The sequence below is a fragment of the Psychromonas sp. MB-3u-54 genome (assembly GCF_002836415.1).
Lineage (GTDB): Bacteria > Pseudomonadota > Gammaproteobacteria > Enterobacterales > Psychromonadaceae > Psychromonas.
Map to the genome: position 1 here is coordinate 1 of NZ_PJBP01000086.1, position 19,689 is coordinate 19,689.

22 protein-coding genes are annotated in these 19,689 nt (G+C 40.7%); 18 read left to right on the plus strand and 4 right to left on the minus strand.

Translation table 11 applies throughout. The annotated features are described in order from the left end of the window. Nucleotides 1-41: 41 nt before the first annotated feature. From lipA to CXF72_RS01415, 4 genes are all read right to left on the minus strand, one after another. Nucleotides 42-1,010: a lipoyl synthase gene (gene lipA, locus CXF72_RS01400; RefSeq protein ID WP_101036251.1), complete on the minus strand. Its 969-nt coding sequence runs from the start codon at nt 1,008-1,010 to the stop codon at nt 42-44. Beyond that, entirely contained in the window at nt 1,003-1,653 is a 651-nt protein-coding gene (gene lipB, locus CXF72_RS01405) for a lipoyl(octanoyl) transferase LipB (RefSeq protein WP_101036252.1), read from the minus strand. The genes lipA and lipB overlap by 8 nt, the downstream gene beginning before the upstream one ends. Nucleotides 1,654-1,668: 15 nt before the next feature. Continuing rightward, nucleotides 1,669-1,938: a DUF493 family protein YbeD gene (ybeD, locus tag CXF72_RS01410; RefSeq protein ID WP_101036253.1), complete on the minus strand. Its 270-nt coding sequence runs from the start codon at nt 1,936-1,938 to the stop codon at nt 1,669-1,671. A 110-nt stretch (nt 1,939-2,048) separates the two neighbouring features. Continuing rightward, nucleotides 2,049-3,224 (minus strand): serine hydrolase, encoded by a 1,176-nt coding sequence (locus tag CXF72_RS01415; protein WP_101036254.1) that lies wholly within the window; start codon nt 3,222-3,224, stop codon nt 2,049-2,051. Between the two features lie 389 nt (nt 3,225-3,613). Between CXF72_RS01415 and CXF72_RS01420 the strand changes: the two genes are divergently transcribed. The 18 genes from CXF72_RS01420 to pyrF all read left to right on the plus strand — a co-directional run bounded on the left by CXF72_RS01420 (nt 3,614) and on the right by pyrF (nt 19,631). Then, entirely contained in the window at nt 3,614-3,952 is a 339-nt protein-coding gene (locus CXF72_RS01420; RefSeq protein ID WP_101036255.1) for a P-II family nitrogen regulator, read from the plus strand. Nucleotides 3,953-3,986: 34 nt separating this feature from the next. Further along, nucleotides 3,987-5,207 carry an ammonium transporter gene (locus tag CXF72_RS01425; protein WP_198552465.1) on the plus strand — a complete coding sequence of 407 codons (1,221 nt, stop codon included), beginning with the start codon at nt 3,987-3,989 and terminating at the stop codon, nt 5,205-5,207. Between the two features lie 299 nt (nt 5,208-5,506). Continuing rightward, a complete protein-coding gene (ccmA, locus tag CXF72_RS01430) occupies nt 5,507-6,145 on the plus strand; it encodes a cytochrome c biogenesis heme-transporting ATPase CcmA (protein ID WP_101036259.1) in 639 nt (212 codons plus the stop codon). After that, nucleotides 6,138-6,818 carry a heme exporter protein CcmB gene (gene ccmB, locus CXF72_RS01435; protein ID WP_198552467.1) on the plus strand — a complete coding sequence of 227 codons (681 nt, stop codon included), beginning with the start codon at nt 6,138-6,140 and terminating at the stop codon, nt 6,816-6,818. The genes ccmA and ccmB overlap by 8 nt, the downstream gene beginning before the upstream one ends. Before the next feature lie 157 nt (nt 6,819-6,975). Continuing rightward, the gene (locus CXF72_RS01440) at nt 6,976-7,734 is read left to right on the plus strand and encodes a heme ABC transporter permease (RefSeq protein WP_101036260.1); all 759 of its coding nucleotides are present in this window, start codon (nt 6,976-6,978) and stop codon (nt 7,732-7,734) included. A 1-nt stretch (nt 7,735) separates the two neighbouring features. Then, a complete protein-coding gene (gene ccmD, locus CXF72_RS01445; RefSeq protein WP_101036263.1) occupies nt 7,736-7,942 on the plus strand; it encodes a heme exporter protein CcmD in 207 nt (68 codons plus the stop codon). Then, nucleotides 7,939-8,406 (plus strand): cytochrome c maturation protein CcmE, encoded by a 468-nt coding sequence (gene ccmE / locus CXF72_RS01450; protein ID WP_101036265.1) that lies wholly within the window; start codon nt 7,939-7,941, stop codon nt 8,404-8,406. The genes ccmD and ccmE overlap by 4 nt, the downstream gene beginning before the upstream one ends. Nucleotides 8,407-8,426: 20 nt before the next feature. After that, on the plus strand, nt 8,427-10,388 hold the full coding sequence (locus tag CXF72_RS01455; protein ID WP_101036268.1) for a heme lyase CcmF/NrfE family subunit: 1,962 nt from the start codon (nt 8,427-8,429) through the stop codon (nt 10,386-10,388). Between the two features lie 2 nt (nt 10,389-10,390). Continuing rightward, nucleotides 10,391-10,927 carry a DsbE family thiol:disulfide interchange protein gene (locus tag CXF72_RS01460; RefSeq protein ID WP_101036270.1) on the plus strand — a complete coding sequence of 179 codons (537 nt, stop codon included), beginning with the start codon at nt 10,391-10,393 and terminating at the stop codon, nt 10,925-10,927. 3 nt (nt 10,928-10,930) lie between these two features. Further along, complete coding sequence (locus CXF72_RS01465; protein ID WP_101036272.1) at nt 10,931-11,473, plus strand: cytochrome c-type biogenesis protein; 543 nt, start codon at nt 10,931-10,933, stop codon at nt 11,471-11,473. After that, a complete protein-coding gene (ccmI, locus tag CXF72_RS01470; protein WP_101036275.1) occupies nt 11,470-12,765 on the plus strand; it encodes a c-type cytochrome biogenesis protein CcmI in 1,296 nt (431 codons plus the stop codon). Before CXF72_RS01465 ends, ccmI begins: the two co-directional genes overlap by 4 nt. Nucleotides 12,766-12,951: 186 nt before the next feature. Beyond that, nucleotides 12,952-13,722 (plus strand): MlaA family lipoprotein, encoded by a 771-nt coding sequence (locus tag CXF72_RS01475; RefSeq protein WP_101036277.1) that lies wholly within the window; start codon nt 12,952-12,954, stop codon nt 13,720-13,722. Nucleotides 13,723-13,820: 98 nt separating this feature from the next. Further along, nucleotides 13,821-14,507: a (d)CMP kinase gene (gene cmk / locus CXF72_RS01480; RefSeq protein WP_101036278.1), complete on the plus strand. Its 687-nt coding sequence runs from the start codon at nt 13,821-13,823 to the stop codon at nt 14,505-14,507. A 106-nt stretch (nt 14,508-14,613) separates the two neighbouring features. Next, entirely contained in the window at nt 14,614-16,284 is a 1,671-nt protein-coding gene (rpsA, locus tag CXF72_RS01485) for a 30S ribosomal protein S1 (RefSeq protein WP_101036281.1), read from the plus strand. 138 nt (nt 16,285-16,422) lie between these two features. Then, the gene (ihfB, locus tag CXF72_RS01490) at nt 16,423-16,710 is read left to right on the plus strand and encodes an integration host factor subunit beta (RefSeq protein WP_101036300.1); all 288 of its coding nucleotides are present in this window, start codon (nt 16,423-16,425) and stop codon (nt 16,708-16,710) included. Nucleotides 16,711-17,379: 669 nt separating this feature from the next. Continuing rightward, the gene (locus tag CXF72_RS01500) at nt 17,380-17,667 is read left to right on the plus strand and encodes a LapA family protein (RefSeq protein WP_101036304.1); all 288 of its coding nucleotides are present in this window, start codon (nt 17,380-17,382) and stop codon (nt 17,665-17,667) included. A 6-nt stretch (nt 17,668-17,673) separates the two neighbouring features. Then, nucleotides 17,674-18,846, plus strand: coding sequence for a lipopolysaccharide assembly protein LapB (gene lapB / locus CXF72_RS01505; RefSeq protein WP_101036307.1), 1,173 nt, complete (start codon nt 17,674-17,676; stop codon nt 18,844-18,846). 68 nt (nt 18,847-18,914) lie between these two features. Then, entirely contained in the window at nt 18,915-19,631 is a 717-nt protein-coding gene (gene pyrF / locus CXF72_RS01510) for an orotidine-5'-phosphate decarboxylase (protein ID WP_101036309.1), read from the plus strand. The last annotated feature ends 58 nt before the right edge of the window (nt 19,632-19,689 follow it).

The following is a 19,689-nucleotide window of genomic DNA, read 5'->3' on the forward strand; positions in this document are numbered from 1 at the left end:
ATCGGCAGAGCGTCGTTAATGCGCTCTGCCGATTGATCTGTTTATTTCACTTCTTTGCCAGAGGCTTGTAAATCGGCATGGTATGAGGAGCGAACTAAGGGGCCGCAGGCCGCTTGATCAAATCCCAGAGCTTTGGCTTTTACCCCTAACTCATCAAATTCTGAGGGTGGAACATAACGCTGTACCGCTAAATGGTCGAGGCTAGGTTGTAAGTATTGCCCTAGGGTTAACATATTAACATCATGCGCTCTAAGGTCAGTAAGTACTTGCTCTATCTCTTCATTTGTTTCACCGAGTCCAACCATCAAACCTGATTTTGTTGGAATATGCGGATGTTTCTCTTTAAATTTTTGGAGCAGTTTTAAAGACCATTTATAATCAGCGCCAGGTCGAACCTCCTTATATAAATGGGGGGCTGTTTCAAGGTTATGATTAAATACATCGGGCAGATCCTGCTCAAAACAGGCTAAGGCTTTATCCATACGGCCTTTAAAATCAGGTACTAAAATTTCGATTTTAATCTCTGGATTTAATAAGCGAATTTCACGAATACAATCGGCAAAATGTTGCGCGCCGCCATCACGAAGATCATCGCGGTCAACCGAGGTGATGACAACATACTTTAGTTTCATATCCTTAATGGTTTCAGCCAATTTTTTCGGTTCGTTTGCGTCGACGGCCAGCGGTTTACCATGACCCACATCGCAAAATGGACAACGTCGAGTACAAATGTCACCCAAAATCATAAAGGTTGCGGTGCCGTGATTGAAACATTCATTGAGGTTTGGGCATGAGGCTTCTTCACAAACTGAATGGAGGTTGTTTTTACGTAATGCTGCTTTTATTTCATTAACGCGTGTATTGTCAGAAGAAAGTTTTATTTTCATCCAAGCTGGTTTTTTTAACAGCGTTGTTTTGTTCGAAGGGACAACTTTAATCGGAATATGAGAAAGTTTGTCGGCGTCGCGTAATTTTTTGCCTGCAGTTAATTGACTTGGTTTATTACTCATGGTGAAAACTCTCAATATGTGAATAGTCTAATTTTTGATTCATTTTTTCAATCAATAACGGTGCGAGTTGGTCAACTGAAAGTGTTAATCCCTCAGCCTTACATTGGGTCATCTCTAGTCCTGCGTAACCACAGGGGTTAATTTGCAAAAAAGGAGATAAATCCATATCAACATTTAATGCCAATCCGTGGAAAGAGCAGCCTTTGCGGATTTTCAGTCCCAGTGATGCTATTTTTTTACCATCAACATAGACACCCGGCGCATCGGGTTTAGCTACTGCGATAACATTATAATCTGCTAATAAATTAATAATGCTGTCTTCCATAATAGTGACTAATGCGCGCACATTAAGTCTCTTGCGGCGAAGGTTAATCAGTAAGTATGCAACCAGCTGTCCGGGTGCATGAAAAGTGATTTGCCCGCCGCGATCGCTTTGCACAACCGGAATCTCACTTTGCTTTAACAGGTGTTCAGCTTTGCCCGCAAGGCCTTGGGTAAACACGGCCGGGTGTTCGACTAACCATATTTCATCCACGGTATTTTGATCACGTTGACTGGTGAAGTCGCTCATTGCCTGCCACGAGCTTAGGTAATCCTGTCTGCCTAAGTAACGTAATTTAAGCTGTGTATCTAATGTATTCATTCAGTAATCACAGTGTTAAAGAATATGGCGAACAAGTTCAAGTTCGCTCACTTCAGTGTAGATCGTTTCAATGTGGTCTTTGCTGGTAACAGTGACCGGAATACTTAAAGCACAATAATTGCCCTTTGAGCTGGGTTTTATGGTCGGTGCATAATCTCCCGGAGCGTGTTTTTGGAGCACCTCAAGCACTTGCTCCATAAATTCTGGTTTAGCAACACCCATTACTTTAAAGGTAAATAAACAGGGGAACTCTAGTAGGGTATCAAAGTTGGTATTTAACGCCATTTTAAACTCCAGGGGGCAATATTAATCGACTTTTGTTATGTTGTATAAGCGAACTCACTCAGGGGCTGTCTCTGAACCGGTTCGCTTATGATTATAATATGGGGCTAAAATCAGCTAAACCAACCGATAAACAATAATTTAATATAATCTATCAGGCGACTAAATAAACCACCTTCCTCGACGGTTTCTAAGGCAATCAGATCGTATGTCGCTACCGTTTGATCAGGATCTGCTTGTTGACCAGTCACTGAATAGTTTACCTTGCCGACAACATCACCCTTTTGGATGGGTGCACGTAATTCATTTTCAATAATAAAATTAGCGGTTAAATTTTTGGCTTCGCCTCTTGGCAGCGTAATAGGCGTATCATCTTTTACACCTAAGCGAATCATTGCCTGGCTACCCATCCAAATTCTTTCATTCGCTAATTGGTCGCCTGCATTATAAGGGGTAAGCGTTTCAAAAAAGCGGAATCCCCAATTGAGTAATTTTTTACTTTCGGTCAGACGTGCTGAAGTTGAATGGGTGCCCATTACAACACTGATCAAACGCATACCGTCTTTGGTTGCCGAAGAAATTAGGCTGTAACCCGCCTCATTAGTATGGCCAGTTTTGATCCCATCGACGTCTAAACTTTTGTCCCATAATAAAGAGTTACGATTGGGTTGATCAATACCATTAAATTTGAATGATTTTTCACTGTATATAAGGTATTCCTCGGGTACGTCATTAATTAATGCTTGCGCTAAGAGAGCCATATCATGGGGGGTTGTGTAGTGCCCTTCAGCGGTTAAACCGTGGCTATTTTTAAATTGCGTATTATCCATTCCTAACTGCGCAGCCCAAGAATTCATTAAATCTGCAAATGCACCTTCACTGCCGGCAATATATTCAGCCATTGCCACACAGGCATCATTACCCGATTGTATTATAATGCCGCGATTTAAGTCAGCTACGCTCACTTCCTTACCGACTTCAATAAACATTTTAGAAGACTCGGGGAAGTTTTTGGACCACGCCTTTTCAGAAATGGTCACTTTATCGGTAGGTGATAAGTTGCCGGATTTGATTTCCTGGCCAATGATATAACTGGTCATCATTTTGGTCAGGCTGGCAGGGGCAAGTCTGACGTCGCTATTATTCTCAGAAAGCACTTTCCCTGAATTAAAATCAATAAGCAGATAGCCCTTTGCGCCAATTTCCGGTGCACTTGGCGTTATTGTGGGGTTTGCAAAGAGGTTAAGGCTGAAAATGAGCGCGCTAACCAGAAGGCTTATTTTTTTCATGAAAGATACCTGTGAATGATTGGAATAAAAATATTTGCTCATCATAGCAGATCAACCTTTATTTGCTAAGGGTTGAAGAGGGATTTCTACAGATCAAAGATGCTTTAAAAGCAGGCTGCCAAATTCACCTATTCATTTCATTAACTTGAAGGCCTATAAAGCGATTGCGGTTATTTCAGTCGCTTATTTATTCTCGTGCCTAAAGACGTGATAGTTGCACCTTTTTGGTGCGCTGTTGAGATTGGAATAATTAACACTAAAGATTAACTTCTTGTATCTTAAAGCTTTTTGTTTTTGGCATGTTATTTGCTTATGTTTAAATAAGGAAAAAAGTAATTAACTGTTTATTTTTACCACTCATTGAAATCTTAAATAAAAAGGGAATGCTAATGAAAATGTTAACCGCAATAATTAAACCGTTTAAATTAGATGAAGTAAGAGAAGCGATTATGAATGCTGGCATTGCTGGTGTAACCGTTTCAGAAGTCAAAGGTTTTGGCCGTCAAAAAGGTCACACTGAACTTTATCGTGGTGCTGAATATCAGGTGGATTTTTTACCAAAAGTGAAACTTGAAATTGCTATCAAAAAAGAGGATGTGGATCGTTTAGTTGAAGCTATTTCTGCCGCTGCTAATACCGGGAAAGTAGGTGACGGGAAAATATTTATTCAACCCCTTGAGCAAGTCGTGCGTATCCGTACCGGTGAGCTTGATGAAGAAGCCCTTTAATCTATTTGAGTAATTTTTAAAAAGAGGAATTATTATGGAAAACACAGTAACAGAACTCAGGTTTGCCCTTGATACCTTCTATTTTTTAATATCAGGTGTCTTAGTCATGTGGATGGCAGCAGGTTTTGCAATGTTAGAAGCAGGGCTTGTTCGATCTAAAAATACCACTGAAATTTTAACTAAAAACATCGTGTTATATGCTATCGCTTGTACCATGTTCCTGCTGGTTGGTTATAACATTATGTATGTTGATAATAGCGCAGGCGGTTGGTTACCTTCATTTGGCAGTTTGATAGGTATCCAAGCGGAAGGTGCTGACCATTCACTTGAATCAGATTTCTTCTTTCAAGTTGTTTTTGTGGCAACGGCAATGTCAATCGTATCCGGCGCAGTTGCTGAACGTATGAAGCTGTGGGCATTCTTAATATTCTCGGTCTTTTTAACAGGTTTCATTTACCCAATGGAAGGGTACTGGACTTGGGGCGGCGGCTTCCTTGCTGAAGCCGGTTTTAGTGACTTCGCAGGTTCCGGTATTGTTCATATGGCAGGCGCTGCCGCGGCATTAGCTGCGGTTATATTACTGGGCGCACGTAAAGGTAAGTTTGGTAAAAACGGTGCAGTTCACCCGATTCCAGGTTCAAACATGCCGCTTGCAACGTTAGGGACACTTATCCTATGGATGGGCTGGTTTGGTTTTAACGGAGGCTCGCAATTGGCACTGTCGAATGCAGAAAATGCCAGTGCGGTTGGTTTGATTTTTGTTAATACCAATGCGGCAGCGGCGACGGGCGCAATTGCTGCTCTGATAGTCAGTAAACTTAAATGGGGTAAAGCCGATTTAACCATGATTTTAAACGGTGCATTAGCAGGTTTAGTCGCTATTACTGCGGATCCTTTATCGCCAACGCCTCTATTTGCAGCGGGTATAGGTGCGGTTGCTGGTATCATCGTTATTTACAGTATTCTCACTTTTGATAAATTAAAGTTAGATGATCCGGTAGGTGCCTTATCCGTGCACGGTGTCTGTGGTCTGTTTGGTCTATTAGTTGTGCCGCTAAATAACGAGGGTGCTTCTTTTGCCAGCCAACTATATGGTGCAGCGGTTATCTTTGGTTTTGTCTTTGTTGCGTCATGGATTGTTTGGAGCGTGATTAAAGTCACTATGGGCGTTCGTGTTAGCGCTGAAGAAGAGGAAACAGGTATGGATTTGCACGATTGTGGTGTAGAGGCATACCCCGAGTTCACCGCTAGATAACAGCTAAAAAATCCTTTAATTAGCCCGGCTTATTATTAAGTCCGGGCTTTTTTGGTTTTAATTAAAGCCAAAAAGATTCACTGATGCGAATATCTAAATCCTTTTCTGATCTTAAAGAGCGTCTTTATTGAGTGAATTGCTCAAAAATCCGGAGAAATTTACGTAAGAGTATCGACATTAACGCACATATTAATCTGTTATGTTTATTACTTCATATAATCTTCTGTGTTAGCATTCAAATACCCCCTTAATGATTGTCTTTGTACAAGTGTTATCTTTAAATTTATTAGGTTAAGTTCATGCTGCACTGCAAAATGCTGACGGTTGTCCGTGAGGATCGTATTTTATTCAAAGATCTAAGCTTTACCATTAAACCGGGCGAGATAGTGCAGATTGAAGGACCTAATGGCGTGGGTAAAACAAGCCTGTTTCGATTACTAATAGGGTTGTCCACCGCGTATTCAGGTGATATTTTTTGGCAAGGCTCCTCAATAGATAAAGATCGCGAATTTTTTTACCAGCAGCTTTTATATCTTGGTCATAAAACAGGTATAAAACCTGAATTAACTCCTTTAGAAAATTTGCAGTTTTTTCAGACCTTACATGCAGCAAAGCAGGATATTGATTTGTGGTTTGTTTTAGCACAGGTTGGATTGGCAGGTTATGAAGATGTGACAACGGCTCAGCTTTCTGCAGGACAACAACGTCGGGTGGCTTTAGCCCGGTTATGGATCAATAAGTGCCCGTTATGGGTATTAGATGAACCTTTTACCGCCATTGATAAGTCAGGTATTGCCGTGTTAGAAGGGTTATTTGTAAAGCATGCAGAAAAGGGGGGGATTGTGCTCCTCACGACACATCAGGATATGACGCTTGATTCTTCATTGTTGCGGAAAATTGAATTAGGTGGGGCTGCTGCCGATGAAGACTATGTTTAGGGCATTGTTTAGCGCGTTTTTTCAAGTGGTTGCTAAAGAGCTGCAGGGGGCATTCCGTCACGGCAGTGATATTTTAAATCCTGTTTGGTTTTTCATTATTGTGGTCACGCTCTTCCCCTTAGGTATAGGTACAGATCCTGCTTTGCTGGAGCGTATCGCACCCGGTATTATTTGGGTGGCTGCATTATTGGCGGCTTTATTGTCCTTTGAGCGGTTATTTAAAGATGATTTTATTGACGGCTCATTAGAGCAGTTAATGTTGTCCCCCTTTCCGCTTGCGTGGCTGGTCAGCGCGAAGGTATTTGCGCACTGGTTATTAACCGGGTTGCCTCTTTTATTGGTTTCCCCTCTTTTGGCGACTTTTTTATCACTTGATATTGATACCTATATTGCATTATTTTTAACGCTTTTAATCGGTACGCCCATTTTGAGTTTATTTGGTGCTATTGGTGTTGCCCTGACGGTCGGCTTAAGAAAAGGGGGGATACTATTAAGTTTAATCATGCTGCCGCTGAGTATTCCTATTTTAATTTTTTCGACCATGGCGATTGATGCCGCATCCTATGGTCAATCCTATATAGGGTTATTAGCTTTATTAGGTGCAATGTTAATTACCGCCATTATTTTAGCGCCTTTTGCAATAGCGGCATCATTGCGTGTCAGCGTTAGTTGATAACTGATGTTACGCAGTCCCCAGATAGAATAGGGCTTATAGCAAGGTCTAAAAATAGTAACTTATTGATTCATAACAATGTGGTGAGTAATGTCAGTTGATAATATGCACTTATTATTTGAATCTAAGTATTAATAAAAACAGATAGAGATAGATTATGTGGAAATGGCTGCATCCTTATGCAAAACCTGAAAAGAGTTATCAATTAGCGGGTAAACTATTACCCTGGTTTGTTGTTCTGACCGTGATTACATTTATCATTGGCTTGCTGTGGGGACTGTTATTTGCCCCCGCAGATTATCAACAGGGTGATAGTTTTCGAATCATTTATATCCATGTTCCAGCGGCCATGATGGCGATGGGGGCGTATTCAAGCATGGCTATTGCGGCATTTGTGGCTTTAGTGTGGCAAATTAGATTAGCTGAAATGACCGTTGCGGCAACGGCGCCCATTGGTGCTGTGTTTACTTTTATCGCCCTGTTTACCGGTGCTGCATGGGGTAAACCTATGTGGGGTGCATGGTGGGTTTGGGATGCGCGCTTGACCTCGGAGCTGATATTACTGTTTGTCTATTTAGGTATTATTGCTTTATATAACGCATTTTCTGATAAAGTATTAGCAGGCAGAGCCGCTTCAATCTTGACCTTAGTGGGGGTGATTAACTTACCTGTTATTCATTACTCAGTCGTGTGGTGGAATACCTTGCATCAGGGGCCAACTATCAGTAAATTTGGTAAGCCATCAATGGCGGTCGAAATGTTATGGCCCTTACTTATTATGATTGCAGCTTTTGCGACTTTATTAGGGGCGTTAATATTGATGCGCTTTCGAAATGAAATTTTAACACGTGAAAGCCATCGTCCCTGGGTAAGACAATTAGCTTTAAATAATGTTAAAATAACGGGAAAAAATTAAGATGGCATTTAATTCATTAGCAGATTTTTTTGCAATGGGAGGCTATGGTTTTTATGTTTGGTTGTCCTACGGCATCTCTTTTTTAGTGCTGGCTGTTTTAATCATCAATACCCTAACAAAAAGAAAAAAAATATTAAAAACTGTCACTCAGCGTATTGCACGTGAAGAGCGAATAAAGAAAGCCAAAAACAGGAAAGACACACTATGAATCCGAGACGTAAAAAGCGTTTGTTAATCACCTCCTTTTTGGCGGTTGCCCTATCACTGGCCGTGGGGTTAGTGCTGTTTGCTTTGCAGCAAAATATCGATCTTTTTTATACACCGACAGAAATAATTGAAGGTAAAAAAGAAACCGGTATAAAACCTGAAGTCGGGCAACGCTTACGCATTGGCGGCATGGTCGTACAGGGATCAGTAAAGCGGAATCCAGAGAGTTTAAAAGTAAGCTTTGATTTGGTGGATAACGGTGGTGGTATTGTGACTGTCTTTTTTGATGGTATTTTGCCGGATTTATTCCGTGAGGGGCAAGGTATTGTTGCTCAGGGTCATTTACTGAATGCCACCCAAATTAACGCTTCTGAAGTGCTTGCTAAACATGACGAAGAGTATATGCCCCCGGAAGTTTCTGAGGCACTGGTTGGCATGGATAATTTCAAAGCCAATAACAAATAACTATAAGGAAAAGACATTTCATGTTACCTGAAATTGGTCAAGTTGTGCTGGCAATAGCCTGCATGTTTTCATTATTACAAGTCGTTTATCCGCTCTATGGGATCTATGCTCACCAGCAAAGTGCCATTGAATCCGCTAAGATTTTAACTGTTTTACAGTTTGTTTTTGTTGCTTTGTCATTTATTATCTTAGCTTATCTGTTTCTGGTTAATGATTTTACGGTGGCTTATATTGCTACCAATTCTAACTCAGCGATGCCCTGGTATTACCGCTTGTCTGCCGTCTGGGGAGCACATGAAGGATCGTTACTTTTATGGGTGCTTCTATTATCCATTTGGAGTACGGCTGTTGCGCTGATGAGTAAACGCTTACCCGTTGAGTCTGTTGCTCGGGTACTCGCTGTCTTAGGTTTATTATCATTGGGTTTTTACTTATTTGTTTTATTAACCTCGAACCCTTTTGATCGTACTCTCCCCTATTTCCCCGTTGATGGCCGGGATCTTAACCCGCTACTGCAGGATATTGGCCTTATTTTTCACCCACCTATGTTGTATATGGGGTATGTCGGTTTTTCAGTTGCTTTTGCTTTTGCTATTGCGGCACTAATGGAAGGGCGCCTGGACAGTGCTTGGGCTAAATGGTCCCGTCCTTGGACAATAGCTGCCTGGACCTTCTTAACCTTAGGTATCGCATTGGGAAGCTGGTGGGCTTATTACGAATTGGGTTGGGGTGGATGGTGGTTTTGGGATCCCGTTGAAAATGCCTCTTTTATGCCCTGGCTTGCCGGTACGGCTTTAATCCATTCATTAGCGGTGAGTGAAAAACGGGGTGTTTTTAAATCCTGGACAGTGCTACTTGCGATCACTGCATTTTCATTAAGCCTGCTGGGCACTTTTTTGGTGCGCTCGGGTGTTTTGGTGTCGGTACACGCCTTTGCAAGTGACCCTACTCGTGGTCTATTTATATTAACCTATTTGATTTTAGTGATTGGTGGTTCATTATTACTTTACGCGGTACAGGCGTCTAAAGTAAAAAGTCGTGGTCGTTATAGTCTTATCTCCCGTGAAACTATGCTGCTCATTAATAATATTTTATTAATCGCGGCGTTAATTGTGGTTTTATTAGGGACCCTGTTACCGCTTGTCCATAAAGAAATGGGCTTAGGCAGTATTTCGATTGGTGAACCCTTCTTTAACCGTATATTTACTGTTTTGGTTGTACCCTTTGCACTCTTTTTAGGCGTGGGCTCTTTAGTGCGCTGGCAACGTCAGAATTTAAGCGATTTATTCAAACCAATGGTTATCCTATTAGTTGTTAGTACCTTGCTCACGCTGGTCTTTCTATTAGCTTTTGCATCCCATTTCACTTGGCTCGCATTATTAGGCGTCTTTCTGGGTATGTGGATATTAGTGGGAACGGGGATGGAAATTTACCTGCGTTCGACACACCGTTTTAGCCTGTGGACCGGCATGAAAAAATTAGGTAACAGTCATTGGGCAATGACTTTGGGTCATGCCGGATTCGCCGTTATGGTGATAGGTATCACTATGACCCAGAATTTCTCTATCGAGCGTGATGTTAAATTAAGGATAGGGGACAGTGTTCGCTTTGAGCATTACGATTTTCATTTTGATGCCGTCAATGACCTGCAGGGGAAAAACTACGGCGGCATTGTCGGGCAATTTACCGTTAAATATGATCAGGAAACGGTCGCTGTGATGGAGCCTGAAAAAAGAATTTACACGGTGCAAAGAACGGCGATGACCGAAGCCGCTATTGATTCAGGTTTTACCCGTGATTTGTATATCGCCATGGGTGAAGTCTTACCGGACGGGGCTTGGTCTGTACGTGTTTATTATAAATCTTTTATACGCTGGATCTGGTTTGGTCCCCTGATGATGGCATTGGCGGGTGTTTTGGTGATGTTTGATCGCCGCTACCGGGTAAAAAAAGTTTCTAAATCAGCAGCGGAGGTTATCTGAATATGGTCAAGAGCAAAAAAATACTGACGCTATCAGTCCCTTTAGTGATCTTTTTGATTGCTTGTTATTTCCTGTTTCAAGGTCTCTATACTGATCCTCGAAAACTCGAGTCCACTTTAATTGGTCAAACTGTCCCGGAGTTTACTCTGCAGGATCTTTATGACCCGGACAAGCAGCACGATGCCTCTATATTTAAAGGTCAAAAATTATTACTTAATGTCTGGGCTACCTGGTGCCCAACCTGTTATGCCGAGCATCAATTTTTAACTAAGTTGGCCGGGCAGGGGCTGTATATTATCGGTATGGACTACAAAGACAATCGTATTAAAGCGATTAAGTGGTTAACGGATCTTAAGGATCCCTATGCAATCAGTCTGTTTGATAAAGATGGTATGCTGGGGCTTGATCTGGGTGTTTATGGTGCGCCTGAAACCTTCTTTATTGATAGCAAAGGTATCATCCAGTATCGCCATGTCGGGGATTTAAATGACCGCAATTGGCAAGATAAATTATCTGCTATCTTTGATAATATGGAGTAACCGATGCAATTGACTTCAGTAGATCTACATGTTCAAAATAATCGCTTTAAAACAGTTAATTTCAGCGCTTATCTGTTTTGTCTCATGTTTTTTTTTAGTCCATTAGCTTTTAGTGCGACTGATCTTTTTGAGTTTGATAATGCACAACAAGAACAGACTTTTCATGACTTAACAAAGCAGTTACGTTGCCCTAAATGTCAGAATCAGAATATTGCCGATTCTAATGCCAAGCTCGCGGAAGATTTACGCAACAAAACTTATCAGCTGGTGAAAGAAGGCAAAAATGAAGAGCAAGTTATTGCCTATATGGTTACCCGTTACGGTAACTTTATACGTTATGATCCGCCGATGACACCTGCGACTATTTTCCTGTGGCTTGGTCCTTTGTTGTTTATTTTGGTAGGGTTCTACTTTATATATGCTCTGGTAACACGACAAAAAAAACAGGAGGCGCAGTTAGATCCTGAGGAAGAACAGCGTTTGCAAGAAATTTTAAGTAATAAAAAATCCACAGATAAAAAGTCACAAAAAGGGAATAAGGAATGATTTTACAGTTTTGGTTGACCAGTATTTTGCTTGTGATTATCGCAAGTGCTCTGCTGACGATCCCTTTTATACGTCACTATAAAAATGGCCGGCAAGGGGATCGCCGCAATCAATTAAATCGCGCGTTATATGATATTCGTTTAACTGAACTTGAAAACGATGAAGCACAGGATCTTATTGTTGATAAAGAAATATTCCGCAGTGAATTACAACATAATTTACTCGATGATACTGTCGATAAAGAGACACAAAAGGATTATAAAAACAGTAAAATGTTATGGCTTCCGGCTGTCCTTATTCTGGTTTTGGGCAGTTATGGACTGTATAGCTCGGTGGGTGCTTATCAGCAAGTTGCACAGTGGCAATCGGTTGTGGAGCGTTACCCGGATTTGCAAGATAAACTCTTTAATGACCAGGATAACCGTCCTAATGAGCAAGAGCTGCGCGATTTAATGTTAGGTTTACGCACCCAACTAAGCCAAAACGATAATGATCCCGATGGCTGGTTATTGTATAGCCGCCTAGCAATGGTCTTTAAGGAGACCGATGTTGCCTCAGATGCGATTAAAAAAGCGTTATTATTAGCGCCTGAGTCTCTTAATATTCGGCTTGTTGATATCCAGTTGAAAATGCAGACGGGCGATGCTGACGGCCAAAATCAAGCGGAATATTTATTAACCGAGCTGTTAAGAGAGTATCCCAATGAACTGCAGGCATGGTCTATGTTGGCATTTATGGCCCTTGAAAAGCAGGATTATGCATTAGCCATCCAGCGTTGGGAAAAAATGCAAACGCTGGTTGATAATAATTCGACCCAGGCAGGCACACTGCGTGACAGCATTCGCTATGCAAAACAGCAAATGTCTAAAGATACCGATAGTGTTATTGATAATTCTACTGCATCAGTGACTAATCCCGATAGCAGCATTGACAATCCGCCTGCTGCCATAGGTATGACTTATCGGGTGGAAATTTCTGTTGATGATAATGTTGTTGTGCCAGAAAATGGCTTTTTATTTGTTTATGCTCAAGCCGTTGGCGGCCCGCCAATGCCGATTGCAGCGCTCAAAATAAAACTACCTACTTTTCCAGCAACCATTGAGCTTTCCGATGCTAATTCCATGGTGAAGGGGGTAAAACTAAGTGATTATCCTAATTTCATTATTAAAGCACGTATTTCAGTTGATGGTAATGCAAGTAATAGTGCAGGACAGTGGCAAGGTGAAAGTTCTGCCATTGTCGCCGGAGAAAAACAAAACGTAAAAGTGCTTGTTTCACAACAGCTAGAGTAAGTTTGTATTTAATTTAAAAAGTATAACGATCTGGATTTTGAATCGTTATACTCAATGCAGTGAGGTTTTTTTGACAACCACGACTGATCACTCGCCGCTGTAAATTGATAACAAGTGATGCTGTATTTTCCTGTTGTAAAATTATACAAACTGGGTATTTACTTTAAGGATAAAGAGTATTCCAATATGCTAAAACTGACTTTTCTTATTTTTTTGCTGTTTTCAACTGCGCCGTTTGCACAAACGGTTAATGGCGATAGTCAATACCAAATGAGGGATCCCATTGAACCTGTTAACCGTCTTATCTGGGAATTTAACTATAAGGTTCTGGACACTTACCTATACCGTCCGGTAGCAAAAAGTTACATTTATGTGATGCCCAATGACGGACGCAAGGCGATTCATAATTTTGTCTTAAATCTTGAAGAGCCGACTACTGTGCTCAATAATTTAATACAGCTTGATTTTAAACACTCGTTCGATGCATTAATGAGGTTTACCCTTAACTCTACTTTTGGAATATTCGGATTGATAGATGTCGGCAGTGCAATTGGTATTGAGCGCCGTAGAGAAAGCTTTAGTAACGTGCTTGGAAGATGGTCAGTTGCGAATGGTCCGTATTTGATGGTACCGGTGATCGGACCTCGCAGTACGCGAAAATTAGTCGGGGATGTTGTCGATGGTTTATTTTTTCCGAGTAGTTACCTTAGCTTGTGGCAAAATGTAGGCTTGTGGGGGCTTGATGGGGCCGAAATACGGGCAGGATTTATCGATCAGGAACCCCTTCTTGAACAATCGCTGGACCCCTATCTATTTGTTAAAGAAGCCTACATCCAGTATGAAGCCTTTAAGTTTTACTCTAATAGTACAGATGTCGAGCACTTTATGAAGAAAACGACTCAAGAGCAGAAAGCGCTCGATCAAAACTTGGATGAATTTATGGATGAGATAAATTGATTTTTTATAACATGGGTATATACCCACTATTTGATTAGCGTTAGTTTTTGACAATCACAATTTTTAAACATAATTTTTAAGCGACCCCAGGAGTTTATGTGTCTAACATTAATTTGGTCACTGTTGATGGCCCAAGTGGCTCAGGAAAAGGCACCGTATGCCATATAATAGCAGCAAGACTAAAGTGGAATCTGCTTGATAGCGGGGCCCTGTATCGAATTTTAGCTTTTGCAGCGCTACAAAAAAAAATAAGTTTGGATGATCAAAAAAGTTTGGCGAATTTGGCGTTAAACTTGAATGTTTCTTTTCAATCTAATGGTGTTGGTGTTGATACTTTATTAGCAGGTGAGAACGTTGGTGATAAATTAAGAACCGAAACAGTCGCACAAGCAGCCTCTCAAATTGCTGCATTGCAACTTGTTCGTGATGCGTTATTGACTAGGCAAAAAGCATTTTACAAAGAACCCGGTTTAATTGCTGACGGACGAGACATGGGGACAGTGGTCTTTCCCGATGCACCCGTCAAAATATTTCTGGATGCGAGCGCAGAGCAGCGAGCGTCACGGCGTTTTAATCAGTTGCAATGCAAGGGGTTTGATGTTAGCCTTGCGGAAATTTTAAGCGAAATCAAAGAACGTGATTTTCGAGATCGAAATCGTCCTGTTGCGCCTTTAAAACCCGCAGAAGATGCTTTGGTGATCGATTCAACGTCATTAACTGTTGTGCAGGTTGTAGATCAGATATTTGAATTGATGAAACTTAAACTAAAATTAATAGTTGAATAAGCAACTATTAACTAATATTGCTTTATGGATGAAGCAGTAATCTTTTTCAGCCTCCCTTGCTAATGGATTGTAAGTGGTTGTATAAAAAATAAGTGTGAATAAATAGATGATGGAATCTTTTGCTGAACTATTTGAAGAATCTCTACAAACGGTAGAAACTCGTCCCGGTACGATTGTTAAAGGTACAATTGTAGGAATCCGTAACAACCTAGTATTCGTTGATGCAGGTCTTAAATCTGAAGCTGCAATCCCAGTTGAAGAATTTAAAAATGCTGCTGGTGAACTAGAAGTTGCTGTTGGCGATGTTGTAGATGTAGCGTTAGACGCGGTAGAGGACGGTTTCGGTGAAACTAAACTTTCTCGTGAAAAAGCGAAACGTCACGAAGCTTGGATCCAACTAGAGAAAGCGTACGAAGACCAAGAAACTGTTATCGGTGTTATCAACGGTAAAGTTAAAGGTGGTTTCACTGTTGAATTAAACGGTATCCGTGCTTTCCTACCAGGATCATTAGTTGACGTACGTCCAGTACGTGACACTGCTCACCTTGAAAACAAAGATATTGAATTCAAAGTGATTAAACTTGATCAAAAACGTAATAACGTTGTTGTATCTCGCCGTGCTGTTATTGAAACTGAAAACAGTGTTGAACGCGATGAACTACTTGAAAATCTTCAAGAAGGTCAAGAAATTAAAGGTATCGTTAAGAACTTAACCGACTACGGCGCGTTCGTAGATCTAGGTGGTGTTGACGGTCTATTACACATTACTGATATGGCTTGGAAGCGTGTTAAACACCCAAGTGAAATCGTTAATGTTGGTGATGAAATCAATGTTAAAGTGCTTAAATTTGATCGTGAGCGTACTCGTGTATCGCTAGGTCTTAAGCAACTTGGTGAAGATCCATGGGTAGCAATCGCTAAGCGTTACCCTGAAGGAACTCGCTTAAGTGGTAAAGTGACTAACTTAACTGACTACGGTTGTTTTGTTGAGATCGAAGAAGGCGTTGAAGGTTTAGTTCACGTTTCAGAAATGGATTGGACTAACAAAAACATTCACCCATCTAAAGTTGTTAACCTTGGTGATTCGGCTGAAGTTATGGTACTGGATATCGATGAAGAACGTCGTCGTATTTCTCTAGGCCTTAAACAGTGTAAAGCTAATCCATGGGAAGAGTTCTCTTCAACTCATGATAAAGGTCAAAAAGTTTCTGGTAAGATTAAATCTATCACTGACTTTGGTATCTTCATCGGTCTTGATGGCAACATCGACGGTCTAGTTCACCTTTCTGACATTAGTTGGGAAGCTGAAGGCGAAAAAGCCGTTCTAGATTACAAAAAAGGCGATGAGATCGAAGCTGTTGTGCTTCAAGTTGATCCAGAACGTGAGCGTATCTCTTTAGGTATCAAGCAAATTTCAATTGACCCGTTCAATAATTACTTAGCAGAAAACAAGAAAGGGTCTATTGTTGTAGGTACTATTTCTGAAGTTGATGCTAAAGGTGCAACGATTACTCTTGCTGAAGGCGTTGAAGGTTACATTCGTGTAGGTGATATCGCACGTGAGCGTGTTGAGAATGCAGCGACAGTACTTAAAGCTGGTGATGCGATTGATGCTAAATTTGTCGGTGTAGATCGTAAAAACCGCGTAATTAGCCTTTCTATCAAAGCAAAAGATGAAGCTGACGAGAAAGAAGCAGTTGATAGCTTGAAACAACAAGACGAAGCAAGCATGGGTAATGCAATGCTTGATGCATTTAATGCAGCTAAAGGCAAATAATTGTAGAGTGGCTGGTAATCAGCCACTCTTGCCTAAATAACTTGGGAAAAGCATTCCCGATTTTCCAGAGCGATTAGGTAATAATTAGCATTAACTGGAGTCGGTTTACTGTATTCGAATTTGAACACGAGGTAAGTTATGACTAAGTCTGATTTGATCGAAAGACTAACCAGTAAGCACTTTCAATTGTCGGTAAAAGAGGTGGAAGATAGCGTAAAAGAAACACTAACGTTAATGGCCGATTCACTTGCACAAGGCGAACGAATTGAAGTTAGAGGTTTTGGTAGTTTCTCTTTACATTATCGCGCCCCAAGAGTTGGACGAAATCCCAAAACAGGTGATAGAGTTGAACTCGACGGTAAGTATGTTCCTCACTTTAAACCCGGCAAAGCATTGAGAGAGCGGGTAAATGCAGCAAATGCTTAACTAAAAAATGGTGCTTTTACAGCACCATTTTTTTTACCTTAAATTTTATCCTACATTCCCTTTAAAAACATCAATGACTGTTTTTATCTGCTTTGCTTATCATGAGACTAAACCCAGTGATGCTCTATTCATTTGGGCTTGTTAAAATGAATGCTAACTAGATAGAAAACGCAGTTTTAGTTTTTACGATTGATTTTATTTATAACCTCCTAGCATTCACCACTTCTCGTGGTGAGCTGAAGCTATTCAAAATAATACCCTACTATTTTTGTCATCAGAACAACTATTTATTGCAATCAATGCCTTGTTTTCAGGTGCTTTAATAGATCACCTAGTGAGTAGAATTGGTACCTGCATAATAAAATCTGCATATTGCAAAAGAATTAATCAAGCACTCAATGATTGCGAAGGGGAAATTAGCCCTAAATAAGGGGGGGGGAGTTGCGTTCGATCCTTGTTCTCACTATTCAAAATCGCCTGGAACGATTTTGAATAGCTTTAGCTGCCCACAAAGTGGTGAAGAACAGTATGTTCTGAATAAAACTCACAACGCATTAGGAATGAGGGGGGCACCTTTTATTTTTTGGGCATTACATACATATCAATGATTTATTCCCTGTGTAATATATACTAGACTAGTAACTCATCTTTCTTTGCTAAGGTATCGCTATGAAACGTATTATTACTCTCATTATTACAATTTTATTCTTTGTGGTTGCTGCTTTACTCGGTTTAAAAAATCAGCAGTTAGTTAATATTAATTATTTGCTGGCACAAAGTGAAATGCGCCTTTCTACATTATTAGCGATTATATTTTTAATCGGTTTTATTGCATCCGGCGCTATTGCGGTGCTCTTTTATTTAAAATTAAAAATAACAAATAGGCAGTTACTTAAAATGAATAAAAAGCACAGTAAGGAACTTAATGAGTTACGTGCCTTACCCGTAAAAGATTAACTTTTAGTGCAAGAGCTGTTTTTTCTTTTACTCCCTGTCGCTGCCTTATATGGCTGGTATATGGGGGTAAGAAGCGTACACCAAAAAAAGCAACAAAAAGGTAATAAGCTCAGCAGAGATTACGTCCAAGGGTTGAACTTTTTGCTAAGCGATCAACCCGATAAAGCCGTTGATCACTTTATTGCTCTGCTGGAGGTTGATAATGAAACCATTGAAACACACCTCGCATTGGGCAATCTATTCCGTCAGCGTGGCGAAGTCGAACGTGCAATTCGCATTCACCAGAACTTAATCGCTCGCCCCTCTCTGACACTAGAACAACGTGATTTGGCTTTGCTACAATTAGGTAAAGACTTTTACCAGGCAGGTTTATTTGATCGCAGTGAAGAAATATTTGTACAGTTAAAGGCATCACCTGAGTATCAGGAGGTCGCACTGGAAAATCTGTTGCTAATCTATCAGCAACTTAAAGAATGGAAAGATGCGGTGAGAGTGACTGAGTCCCTGCACAAATTATCTAAGGGGACAAAAAAGCGCAGAACCTTATCCTATCTCTACTGCAGTTTGGCGGATCAATTAAAAACACCGGAAGACGAAAAACAAAAAATTAAATTGTATCAAAAGGCATTAACTGTTTTTCCAAATTGTATGCGTGCAAATATCGCTCTCTGTGATTATTATATTTTGCAAAATAAGCCGCAAAAGGCACTGCAAATTTTACAATCAATTCCCGAACTGGATATCGATTTTACCGAGGTTATACTCGACAGGTTATTAAAATTACATCAGCAGCAGGGCAGTGAACAGGAATTAATAGGCTACCTTTATAATATCGTCAGTATGGGAGCAGGGGCCAGTGCCGTTATATTGTTAGCTAAACTTATTGCTAAATATCACGGCATTGAAAAAGCTCAAGAATTCATGCTGCAGGAGTTACAGCGTAACACCACGATGAAAGGGTTTAACCATTTAATGACTTACCATTTGCAATTAGCCCAATCGACAAGTGAAAAAGAGAGTCTCACTTTTTTACAAAAGCTGGTGTCAGAGCAGATCACACTGCGCCCTAAATATCGCTGTCAAAAATGTGGATATTCGAGCAAAAAATTATACTGGCAATGCCCTTCCTGTAAAAATTGGGGAAGGATTAAACCTATTCGCGGGTTGGACGGCGAATAAAAAATAGCTGTCAGCCGTAAGCTTTCTGCAGACAGCTTAAAATACATAATTAAAAGACAGGAAATAGAATGAATCAGTTAGTAGATCCTAAGGTCGTTATTGCATTAGATTATCAGGATAAGCAGCAGGCATTGAACTTTATCAGCCAGTTGGATCCAAAGAATTGCCGCTTAAAAATTGGTAAAGAGATGTTTACCCATTTTGGCCCTGAATTTGTAAAACAGTTGGTTGCCAAAGAATTTGATGTTTTTTTAGATCTTAAATTTCATGATATTCCCAATACCGTTGCCAGTGCTGTTAAAGCGGCTGCTGATTTAGGTGTGTGGATGGTGAATGTCCATGCCAGTGGAGGGCGGCGCATGATGGAGGCTGCAAAAAACATTCTAGAGCCCTATGGCACTAATGCACCGCTATTAATTGCAGTGACAGTGTTAACCAGTATGGATCAAAGCGATTTACAAGAATTGGGTATTGAATTATCCCCCGCAGAACAGGTGAAGCGTCTTGCGAAACTGGCTAAATTAAGCGGTCTGGATGGCGTCGTATGTTCAGCCCACGAAGCGCAGGAATTAAAAACCTTATTAGGCGCTGAATTTAAATTAATAACGCCAGGAATTCGCCCACTGGGCAGTGATGCAGGTGATCAGCGCCGAATTATGACACCAAAGCAAGCAATTGATGCCGGTTCTGATTATCTGGTTATTGGTCGCCCAATCACTCAAGCGACAAATCCTGTTGAAGTATTAAAAAATATTAATGACAGTTTAGTTGACGGTGTTGAGTAATAATACCAAAAGAACTAAAAAGGTGATCACCCTTGCTGGTTAAAATAATCCCTAACTG